Genomic DNA, 10,715 nt, shown 5'->3' with positions numbered 1-10,715 from the left:
GCTTGACACAGTGACGCTTGAGCAAACACAATTTATCGAACACAGATTAAACAACCGACCCCGAAAAGTACTAGACTACCAAACACCACTTGAGGTATTATCTAGATGTTAGACCGTTGCACTTGCAAATGGAATCCGCCACGTTTTTTTACCATTATTTTTATTTTATCCAAGGAATTCTCTGTCCGCCCCGTCTAATTACCCAGATACCAAGAAAAACCAACACGCAACAAATTAACCCCTTAAGCACGATGCCGTTAAATGTCAAACCCCGTTGACCCGTTAATCACCCAAGCCGCACAAGGTGATGCCGATGCGTTTTCACAATTAATCGAGGCGCATTACGATTTAATCTATCGCTGCGCCTTCAAATGGGTACTTAATCAGAGCGATGCCGAAGACATCGCCCAAGAAGCCTGCATCAAAGCCGCACGCGCCATTAGGCAATTTCGCCAAGAAAGCGCGTTAAGCACGTGGCTTTATCGCATAACCATTAATTGCGCAAAGGATTTTCTACGCCAACAAGCACACCGCGCGACCGAACCACTGGATGACGCGACAGGTTACCAAAACACTGCGTATCCCACGACACATGAGGCAACACATGAGGCAGGGCACATTGCCATCGACAGCGCCGCCTATGCGACTACTCACAGCCTTGTAGACGAAGCCGCAAACGAGAATGCCATCACCCTTTGGCAACTCGTACAACAACTGCCTGACAAACTCCGTGATGCGACCCTATTAGTCTATGCCGAGGGACACACGCACCTCGAAGCGGCAGCCATTATGCAATGCCAAGAGAGTACGGTTTCGTGGTATATCCACCAAGCCAAAAAACAGCTGAGCCAACAGGTACAAAACGATGCATGACAATGACCTCAAAAAATTACAGGATTTAACCGCACCGCCTGCGTCCAAACGCGCCAAAGCAGCCGCCATCCGCGCTGCCCGTGAGGCTTTTATCGACGATGATGTGCAAAATAAAGCGCAAAACAAGGCACAAATTGATGCGAAATCAAACACCAACGAAAATAAATCGACTTCTCCCCAAGGAATTCGTCATGCCGCGCGTCTTATCTATAGTAACTTAAAACAACTATGGAGTAATACAATGAAAAAAATGATTCTGTCAGGTAGTGCCATTGCTGCGGTATTAGCCGTTGCGATTGTCGTGCCCAATTATCTCGACCACCAAGGTGAAAAAACCAGCCCCTTCTTTCTAGGCAGCGTGGTAGAAAAAAATAGCAGTAACACCCCATCACAAAAACAAACTGACACGTCAGCAGACCAAGCAGCGCCCGCCACCGAGATGGTCGACAACAAACCTGAAAACAAAGCGCCTGAGTATGCCAAAGCCAAACCATCGAATAATAATAGTATAGATAGCCAAGCAAATAATAGCCTATCTGACTCCCAAGCTGATACAACAGAAGTGCATGTTATTTCGTTGGGCATAAGAACCGCATTCGGCGGATCTGATTCACAAGCCACTTCACAAGCCCCTATGCAACCATCCGCTGACTTATCCCGTCAGCGTGTCGCGGTTAGTGATGGTGATAACTTTGAGCGCGTTACCGCAAACCCTGTTCAAAAAACCACCGAGCAGCCCGTTTCTACATTCTCAATTGACGTAGACACTGCCGCCTACGCCTTTATTCGTCGGCAATTGAATCACAACCAGCTACCATCCAAAGATGCCGTACGTATCGAGGAGATGATTAATTATTTCGATTATCAATACGACTTACCCAGCGACAGCGACAATGCGTTCAAACCCAATGTGACGGTATTCCCCACGCCGTGGAATGCCAATACCAAACTCATGCACATCGGTATCCAAGGCCATGACGTAGTCAACGCTGAAAAACCACGGTCGAATTTGGTTTTTTTAATCGACACCTCAGGTTCAATGGCGGCCAATGATAAATTACCGCTACTAAAACAGTCTTTTCGGTTGCTACTCGATGAATTACATGCCGATGATACGGTGTCGATTGTCGTTTATGCAGGCAGCGCAGGCACGGTACTAGCGCCCACCAAAGCCAGCAACAAAACCCAAATCATCGCCGCCTTAGAGAATCTACAGGCAGGCGGCTCGACAGCAGGTGCCGCCGGCATTGAACTCGCCTATCAATTGGCAAAAGAAAACTATCTCGCAACGGGGACTAACCGCATTATTCTAGCCACCGATGGTGACTTTAATGTCGGCATCAACCATACCGAAGACTTAAAAACCTATATCGAAAAACAACGCGACAGTGGTGTCTATTTATCCATATTAGGTTTTGGGCAAGGCAATTACAACGACCATTTAATGCAAACCCTCGCCCAGCATGGTAACGGTACCGCCGCCTATATCGACACCCTAAACGAAGCTCGCAAGGTATTGGCCCAAGAGGCTGCCGCTAACCTATTCCCGATTGCCAATGATGTCAAAATCCAAATCGAATTTAACCCAAATAAAGTCAGCGAATACCGATTGATTGGCTACGAAACACGCCAACTCAACCGCGAAGACTTCAACAACGACAAAATCGACGCAGGCGACATTGGCTCAGGTCATACGGTGACCGCTATTTACGAAATCACGCCAACTGGGTCTGCTGGGCAGTTAGTTGATGAACTGCGTTATCAACCCAATAGTACAGGCAAACCAACTGAAACCACCGAAGCCACTAAAACAAACGAATCAGCAAAAAAACCACATGACAGCGAATATGCTTGGCTAAAATTACGCTATAAACAGCCAGGCACAACCACCAGCCGCCTCATCGAAACCCCCATCACAGACGATATGGCACAGCCATCTATCGCCGATGTTTCTGATGATATCCGATTTGCAACCAGCGTTGCTGCATTTGGGCAATTACTACGCGGCGATGCCTATCTCGGCGACTATACATTCGACCAAATCATTGAGATGGCGGTAAACGCCCGTGGATTTGACGAATTCGGCTACCGCAGTGAGTTTGTCCAGCTAGTACGCCAAGCCAAATCACTACACACCACGAAATAAGACCATAAACCAAACGGCACAACACAGTGTTTACGGAGCACAGAGCAACACGACGACAAAGTTTGCTTTGTGCTGCGTTCCCCTATACAATCGTTGAAAAATAAATCAATTTGTATAGTTAGCATTCGACTATAGGTAAATTTAGTTATTGAAATGTTAGTGCTAACGTAACGTCATGAAGATAATTAAGAGTAAAGTTATGGTAAAACAAAATCCTTTTTCCGTTTACGATTTCTTGGGCTATTTAATTCTAGAATCTTTGATGATTTACGCATATCTCACAGTAGACTATTTCAACAACCCCAACACGCACACTCAAAATATATGAAAGATACCATAGAAAACATCGACCTTCAGTTTTTAACCATCGATGATTACGAAGAATTAAAAAAAGCAATGATAGAAGCCTACCCCAATATGCCTGATGCGTATTGGAAGGTTTCTCATATTCAGTCATTGATTTCCAAATTTCCTGACGGGCAAGCCGTTATCAAAGTCAACGGTTTGTTGGCAGGGTGTGCGTTATCCATTATTGTGGATTATAGCAAATTTGACGACCACCATACTTACAAAGACATCACCGGCAATTATACGTTTGACACTCATACTGATGATGGCGATGTGCTTTATGGCATTGATGTATTTATCAAATCTGAATATCGCGGCCTGCGATTAGGTCGCAGATTATACGACTATCGCAAAGAGTTATGCGAAAAACTAAACCTGCGCGGCATTGTCTTTGGCGGTAGAATCCCTAACTACCACAAATACGCTGAGACGCTGTCGCCCAAAGAATATATTGAAAAAGTCAAACGCAAGGAAATACAAGACCCTGTGTTAAATTTTCAAATGTCGAATGATTTTCATCCCTCCAAAATCTTAAAGGGCTATCTGGCAGGCGACGATGCATCAAATGAGTATGCCATTCTGTTGAAATGGGACAATGTTTATTATGAAAAACAAAATTCGCTAGCCACCACCAATAAAAAAGTCGTCAGGCTAGGGTTAATCCAATGGCAGATGCGATTATACAAAGACTTGGACGAATTAATGCAACAGGCTGAGTATTTTGTTGATGCGGTTTCTGCTTATCGTGCAGATTTTGCGCTGTTCCCTGAATTTTTTAATGCGCCGTTAATGGCCGATAACAACCACCTGCCTGAGTCAGAGGCGATCAGAGAGCTGGCCAGTCATACCCCACACATTGTGCAAAAATTCTCTGAATTAGCGATTGCGTATAATATCAATATTATCACTGGCAGCATGCCTGAATTAGTGGGTGATTTACTCTACAACGTCGGCTATTTATGCCGCCGCGACGGCACGCTGGAGCGCTTTGAAAAACTGCATGTAACGCCTGACGAAGCCAAAGTCTGGGGGCTGCAAGGCGGACATGAATTAACCTCATTTGACACTGACTGTGGAAAAATCGGCATTCTCGTCTGTTACGATGTTGAATTCCCTGAATTAAGCCGCATTTTAGCCGACGAAGGCATGGATATTTTGTTTGTCCCCTTTTTAACCGATACGCAAAATGGCTATTCCAGAGTTCGGCATTGCGCACAAGCCCGCGCCATTGAAAACGAATGCTACGTTGCCATCGCGGGCAGTGTCGGCAACCTACCCAAGGTTAACAATATGGATATCCAATTTGCCCAGTCTATGGTCTTTACACCCTGTGATTTTGCATTCCCTGCCAATGGGATAAAGGCCGAGGCAACGACCAACACCGAAATGATTTTAATCGCCGACGTCGATATTGATTTACTCAGAGAGCTGAACCAATTCGGCAGTGTGAGAAACCTTAAAGACCGCAGAAACGACTTGTTTGAATTAAAAAAATCCAATCCAAAAACACCAAATAAAGGCGAGTGATTCATTTATGCGCTTGACAAACAAACGCTGTTAACCACCCAAAACAACAACAAAAATGACGGCGAAAATGACGGCGAAAACGACACCCCAGTCAACAGACAATGGCAGCATTCAGCACACAGATACCGAAACCTGTCCGCTTTGCCACGGGCGTGGTGACTTGTTTTATCGAGATTGCTTTTTTTGTTGCCGCGATTGCTTAGGCATTTTCAAGCCAACACGCTTTTTGCCCAGCCCAGCGGCCGAAAAAGCGCGCTACGAACAGCATAATAATGACGTAAATAACCTGAGTTATCAACGCTTTGTCGCGCCCATTGTCAACGCTGTAAAACAAGACTTTTGCACCGACAGCATTGGCCTAGACTTCGGCGCAGGAACTGGCCCTGTGATTTCCAAACTCCTCACCGACGCGGGATACACGCTACAGCAATTTGATCCTTTTTTTTGCAATCAACCCGAGGTCCTCAACGCTAAATACGACTACATTGTTTGCTGCGAAGTGATTGAGCATTTTCATAACCCAGACAAAGAATTCACCCTGCTAAAGCAACGACTCAAGCCCAACGGTCGCCTTTATTGTATGACGCACCTATACACGGATGAAATTGATTTTGCCAATTGGTATTACAAAAACGATGAAACACATGTTTTTATTTATCAACGCGACACCCTGACGAAAATAAAGGGCAATTATCAATTTTCTGAATTAACCATTACTAATCGTTTATCGGTTTTCACCAACTAGTTTTGTCGCTAACTTCCGTCACCCTGCCCCGCGCTGGCGTGATTCTTCGGTCGCTGGCGCATAGATAGACGCCGCGTGGGTTTTGAGCCTTGCTAAGATGTCTTGTGATAAGCGTACACGACTTTTTGACGGCACATGGCTCCGACAATCAACGGCAACCGCATCTTGATTAATCAATTGAATGCTGACTTGACCCGCTACTGCCTGCGCCTGCACTGATAGCCCTCGTTCGCCTAGCGGTGGTGTATCGATAATCGACTTTGCGGCTTTGTTTGCGGCGCCGTTCGTCGCGACATTCGTCAGCCATAATGCCTCGCCACTCGCTATCATCGAAACCCGCGAGACGCCAACGTAGAAATCAACGGCGAGACTGATTTGCATTGTTTTAGCCAGCGCTGCCCAATAAGGCAGCATCAGACCGCTATTGGCAATACCGCATATTGTCGCTGAGGTTTTATTTCCAATTGTCGTCCGCGCGTTATCGGCCAGCGCGTTATCAGCCAAATAACACCCGACTAACACAGGGCAAAAATACGTTGGATAAGGTGTGCTAGGCAATTGCCAAATCATCTCGGGGCGACCTTGCCAATTTAACTGGCCGTCTACTTGTTTATCCAACACTTGGCATGCAAGCCGAGCACCACAAAGCTCAATGCCACAACCTTCAGCCCCACAAAAATCCAGCGCCGAAAAGTCATACCGACTCATCCACACCGCAGCATAGGAAAGCGCCTCTGGCATTGGGTGGCCTGCGCCTTGGGCGGCGTGTTTAACCAGCGTAGCGAGTTCGTTACACGAAAAATCAACCGCCATGCAACAAGCCTCCGTTATAAGGCCAGTAATCATAGTTTTCAGCGTGCAGTTCGTCTGGATAAGGCGCGTGTTGAAACATCACAATGCGCACCCAACGATCGGAGCGAGGATCAAAATGTGTCGCCCCAAAAAATGACAATTTACAACGTAACATATCAATGGGTAACATGGTTTTTTCAATCGTATTGTCTTGAATTTCGGCATAAGGATGGGTATTTAGCCGTAATACACGCTTGACCGTCTCACGGTGTTGTGGGTGGCGGAATAAAAAATCACCAACGGTTTTTGTCTCGCAATCGGTGGTCAGTTGGTATAACTCGGCAATCCGCTTGCCCGTACAGAGTGGCTGTTCATAATCGGCAATATCCTCTTCGAAGCGCTCACCGAGACGCGGCTCTAGCTTTTCTTCGGAGATATACCATACGCGGGCGCGGTTATCAGGCGCTTCCCAGTCAGTTTTTAGCGCCCAATTCGCGCGACTTTCGATGGTTTGACGCAACCTTGCAATAGACAACCCACCATCAATTAACGGGCTGCTGGCGGGCGCTAGCATGCAATGCGCCAAACCATCCACTAACTCAGGATATGGCTCTAGCATGAGTGAGGCAAATAACTCTTGCGCATCTGCGCCCAGTGTATCCTGAACCCAGTCAAACAAAGCCTGCCAAGGCCTGCTTTGTTGCCAATCAAACGACTGCAAATACTGTGCTAGTTGCGATAGTTCGGCGCGTAATACCGTTAATTTTTCAATCTGAATGGGGTGGCGCGTTTGCCAATTATCGACAGAGACTTGACTGGCATCAAAGCAGGCGCTAAATAACGCAACCGCCGATTCATCTGCGTTGGCAAGTTGACAGACTTTGGCAATCGCCATTTCACGGGCGCTAATCCAATTATTGAATAACACAGGATGGTTAACGATAAACGGCGCCATACCTAGCCCTGTGGAATTCCCTATCCCCAATAATCTAGCTATTCCTGCGTCCAACGTTGTGGCTTTGTCTCCGCCTTGGGCTTTCGCCAACGCATTCGCCAAATCACGGACAAACCAGCGAATTAAATAGACATGTAACATTTCTACCTGAAATGGCCCACTAAATTCAGGGCGCTCGGCAATGACTTCGCGGTCTGCGGCGCCAAATTTCCCCGAGCCGTAAACGGCGGTTGTCCGCATTAGGTATCCTGTCTGTTTGATCATATCGCTATCGGGCTGGTTGCCCATCGCTAAACAATCAATCACATATGACCACAACCGTCCTGAGCGGTTGGCACGCGATAACGAGAGCTCTTTTTCACTGATGCGACCTGCTTCTTGCAGCGGCACATTGGCTTGTAAACGCGCAATATCGGCCGCGCTTGGCACCCCGTCAAATAAAGTAAACGTCGTATCCCAACGCTCTGCAATGACACGATCACTGCGTAACGAATCTGGTAAATCGTGTGCAAACGCCACCAACGAATAAATCGATTGCTCGCATTGTGCGGTATAAACGGCATACCCCTCGCCGCTATTGTCAATGGCAAAAGTCTGTTGCTTAAATTGCCAATTGTCTAGGTAAAGGCGCCGTAGCAAAACGCGCATAAACGATAACCTAGAGGCGTGAAAGCAACCCAAACGCGACAACTGCATTAGCTGTTCAGGCGGTCGCTGATAACGCCGTGCTTCTCTCGAACTATGCGTCGCTTCAGTTACGTTCATCGCTCACCTCATGGTTTAGTCTGTTGCTTTAGTTTGTTGCTTTAGTTTGTTAGATACCCGCTTCGCCCGATTGGGGCGTGAAGTTTTCTGCGAAAAACCGATACCAATTCCCCCCTAACAACGCATTGACTTCACTGGCTGTAAAGCCTTTAGCCACTAACCCCTGTGCCAAATTTGGCCAGTCGCGGTTATCACGAAACCATTCAGGCATGGTTGGAAACCCAGGGGCATCAGCAGAGCCTTCGCCGTAGTCAATGTCTTTGGTCCAACGCCCAACACGCATCCATTCGACAATACGATCGGGCTGGTCTTGGCACAGGTCACTGCCAATACCAAAATGTGCAATACCGTATTTGGCAACCGCATCGGCTATCATCGTACAAAAATCATCCAGCGTGCAGTCTGATTTGTTTTTTAAATGATGCGGGTATAATGAAAACCCTAGCATACCGCCATTATCGGTAACCGCGCGTATCACAGAGTCTTGCTTATTTCGTAGCGCAGGATGCCACGCGTATACATTGGCATGCGTTATCGCAATCGGGCGCGCGCTAATTTCGGCGGCCTCAATCGTTGAACGGTCAGCAGAGTGGCTCATATCAACGACCAACCCCACACGGTTCATTTCTTTAATCACGGCTTTGCCCATGCGAGTAATGCCCGCATCATCTGATTCATAGCAGCCCGTCGCCAATAAGGATTGGTTGTTATAGCTTAGCTGCATAAATCGCGCGCCCAATTTGTGCCAAACTTCAACCAACCCAATATCATCCTCTATAGGCGACGGGTTTTGAAAGCCAAAGAACACCGCCGTGCGCTGCGTCTCATGAGCCAACGCCACATCGGCTGCCGTTTGTCCATGTAGAATTAAATCGTCATGGCGCTCAAACCAGCGATTCCATTGTTCGACATTCAACACGGTCTCACGAAAATTTTCATGATAAGCAATCGTCACGTGAACTGCGTCTAGCCCACTAGCACGCCACTGACGAAAAATCGTCTCCGACCATGCGCAATATTGCAGGCCGTCAATGCGCATCATGTCGGATCACCACTCGCCATATAGGTGGTTTTCATCTGGGTGTAAAATTCAATCGCCTGTTGCCCTTGTTCACGCGAACCATACGAGCTATCGCCGCGACCACCAAAGGGCACATGGTAATCTGTGCCTGCGGTCGGTAGATTAATTGTCACGACACCCGTTTGGGCACGGCGACGAAAATCATGCGCAACCGACAAGCGTTGCGTCACAATCCCCGATGTTAGCCCAAATCGCGTATCATTGACTGTGGCTAACGCCTGTTCGTAATCCGCTACAGCGATTACCGCTGTCAACGGTGCAAACAACTCTTCGCGGTTAATTTGCATTTGGTTGTTGGTATCCACAAATACGCCAGGTGTCATGTAATATCCGTCGGTATTCCGCTCAACCCTTTCGCCACCGCAAAGTAGTGTTGCGCCTTCTGCTTGACCCGTTTTGACATAATTGAGATTTTGTTGTAGCTGCGTGTCACTGACCACAGGCCCCATTTGCGTATCAGCTGCAAGCGCATGCCCGACACGCATTGCGGTGGTGGCTTTGACCAGTTTGTCGACAAATTCATCGTGGATTGCACGATGCACCACCAACCGCGAAGACGCGGTACATTTTTGCCCCGTACCACCAAAAGCCCCACCGACCGCGAGACTAACCGCCAAATCCACATCGGCATCATCCATTACCACCAAGGCATTTTTAGACCCCATTTCCATTTGTAGCTTGGTCAAATTACCAATGGCACTTTGGGCAATTTGCCGCCCCACATCGACAGAACCCGTAAAGGTAATGGCATCGACCATCGGACTTTCAACCAACGCCTGACCAATTTCGCGCCCTGCACCCATGACTAACGAAAACAAACCCGCTGGAATGTCTTGCTGGGCAATAATGTCGGTGAGTGCAACTGCTGATGCGGGGGTTAAGTTGGCAGGCTTCCAGACCACCGCATTACCAAACGCAAGCGCGGGTGCGATCTTCCAAGCCGCGGTTGCCGTCGGGAAATTCCACGGCGAAATCACCGCCACCGTGCCAATCGGCTCACGGCGAATATCAATATCAACCCCTGCCCGTACCGAATCTGCATTTTGCCCCAATTGGCGCAACACTTCAGCGGCGTAATAGGTAAAAAATTGCCCGGCGCGATAAACTTCGCCTTTGCCTTCGGCTAAGGGCTTGCCTTCTTCACGAGAAAGCAGCGTGCCTAGCTCCTCAGCGCGTGCCATCAGTGCTTGTCCAATGTTGTGCAAAACCGTCTGTTTGCGCTCCAACGCATAACCTGCCCACTGTATCTGGGCAATTTTCGCTTGCTCCAATGCTTGGTTTAGTTGTGCGCTAGATGCCTGCGCATACGTGCCTATTTCATCCGACAAATCCGATGGATTAATGTTGGTGATGGCAGATTCTCCGTCCATCCAATGACCCGCGATAAAATTGTGGTGGTGCGTCATATTGCTTCTCCCACTAGTGACGTAGTTCACTAGATTTAATTTTCATCAATCAACTGGTTAGTTGATTTCATTTGTAG

The 10,715-nt window shown here is 47.7% G+C and carries 8 protein-coding genes and 1 pseudogene; 5 read left to right on the top strand and 4 right to left on the bottom strand.

All coding sequences use genetic code 11. The features are described 5' to 3' along the window. The 5 genes and pseudogenes from GCU85_RS10455 to GCU85_RS06045 form a co-directional block, all read left to right on the top strand. A pseudogene (locus GCU85_RS10455) lies at window positions 1-112 on the top strand (IS30 family transposase); the annotation flags it as partial. 149 nt (window positions 113-261) lie between these two features. Further along, window positions 262-873 (top strand): RNA polymerase sigma factor, encoded by a 612-nt coding sequence (locus GCU85_RS06060; protein ID WP_152810286.1) that lies wholly within the window; start codon window positions 262-264, stop codon window positions 871-873. Next, the gene (locus GCU85_RS06055; protein ID WP_152810285.1) at window positions 866-3,019 is read left to right on the top strand and encodes a vWA domain-containing protein; all 2,154 of its coding nucleotides are present in this window, start codon (window positions 866-868) and stop codon (window positions 3,017-3,019) included. Before GCU85_RS06060 ends, GCU85_RS06055 begins: the two co-directional genes overlap by 8 nt. Before the next feature lie 324 nt (window positions 3,020-3,343). Further along, the gene (locus GCU85_RS06050; protein ID WP_152810284.1) at window positions 3,344-4,894 is read left to right on the top strand and encodes a carbon-nitrogen hydrolase family protein; all 1,551 of its coding nucleotides are present in this window, start codon (window positions 3,344-3,346) and stop codon (window positions 4,892-4,894) included. A 67-nt stretch (window positions 4,895-4,961) separates the two neighbouring features. After that, window positions 4,962-5,639, top strand: coding sequence for a class I SAM-dependent methyltransferase (locus GCU85_RS06045; RefSeq protein ID WP_218110573.1), 678 nt, complete (start codon window positions 4,962-4,964; stop codon window positions 5,637-5,639). Between the two features lie 18 nt (window positions 5,640-5,657). Here GCU85_RS06045 and GCU85_RS06040 read toward each other — a convergent pair whose 3' ends face one another. From GCU85_RS06040 to GCU85_RS06025, 4 genes are read right to left on the bottom strand one after another with little or no spacing between them, the layout of a single operon-like run. Continuing rightward, window positions 5,658-6,452 (bottom strand): hypothetical protein, encoded by a 795-nt coding sequence (locus GCU85_RS06040; protein WP_152810282.1) that lies wholly within the window; start codon window positions 6,450-6,452, stop codon window positions 5,658-5,660. Continuing rightward, on the bottom strand, window positions 6,442-8,151 hold the full coding sequence (locus GCU85_RS06035; protein ID WP_218110572.1) for a hypothetical protein: 1,710 nt from the start codon (window positions 8,149-8,151) through the stop codon (window positions 6,442-6,444). The genes GCU85_RS06040 and GCU85_RS06035 overlap by 11 nt, the downstream gene beginning before the upstream one ends. A gap of 49 nt (window positions 8,152-8,200) precedes the next feature. Then, entirely contained in the window at window positions 8,201-9,190 is a 990-nt protein-coding gene (locus tag GCU85_RS06030; protein ID WP_152810293.1) for a membrane dipeptidase, read from the bottom strand. Next, window positions 9,190-10,638 carry an aldehyde dehydrogenase family protein gene (locus GCU85_RS06025; protein WP_152810281.1) on the bottom strand — a complete coding sequence of 483 codons (1,449 nt, stop codon included), beginning with the start codon at window positions 10,636-10,638 and terminating at the stop codon, window positions 9,190-9,192. Before GCU85_RS06025 ends, GCU85_RS06030 begins: the two co-directional genes overlap by 1 nt. Window positions 10,639-10,715: the final 77 nt, after the last annotated feature.

Origin of the sequence: Ostreibacterium oceani, assembly GCF_009362845.1 — a bacterium.
GTDB lineage: Bacteria > Pseudomonadota > Gammaproteobacteria > Cardiobacteriales > Ostreibacteriaceae > Ostreibacterium > Ostreibacterium oceani.
This window is presented reverse-complemented; position numbering and strand designations above follow the sequence as displayed.

Excerpts from the sequence above, each read along its gene's own strand:
- GCU85_RS06030 (WP_152810293.1), bottom strand. The coding sequence starts at position 9,190 with ATGCGCATTGACGGCCTGCAATATTGCGCATGGTCGGAGACGATTTTT.
- GCU85_RS06050 (WP_152810284.1), top strand. The coding sequence starts at position 3,344 with ATGAAAGATACCATAGAAAACATCGACCTTCAGTTTTTAACCATCGAT.
- GCU85_RS06035 (WP_218110572.1), bottom strand. The coding sequence starts at position 8,151 with ATGAACGTAACTGAAGCGACGCATAGTTCGAGAGAAGCACGGCGTTAT.
- GCU85_RS06055 (WP_152810285.1), top strand. The coding sequence starts at position 866 with ATGCATGACAATGACCTCAAAAAATTACAGGATTTAACCGCACCGCCT.
- GCU85_RS06025 (WP_152810281.1), bottom strand. The coding sequence starts at position 10,638 with ATGACGCACCACCACAATTTTATCGCGGGTCATTGGATGGACGGAGAA.
- GCU85_RS06040 (WP_152810282.1), bottom strand. The coding sequence starts at position 6,452 with ATGGCGGTTGATTTTTCGTGTAACGAACTCGCTACGCTGGTTAAACAC.
- GCU85_RS06045 (WP_218110573.1), top strand. The coding sequence starts at position 4,962 with ATGACGGCGAAAACGACACCCCAGTCAACAGACAATGGCAGCATTCAG.
- GCU85_RS06060 (WP_152810286.1), top strand. The coding sequence starts at position 262 with ATGTCAAACCCCGTTGACCCGTTAATCACCCAAGCCGCACAAGGTGAT.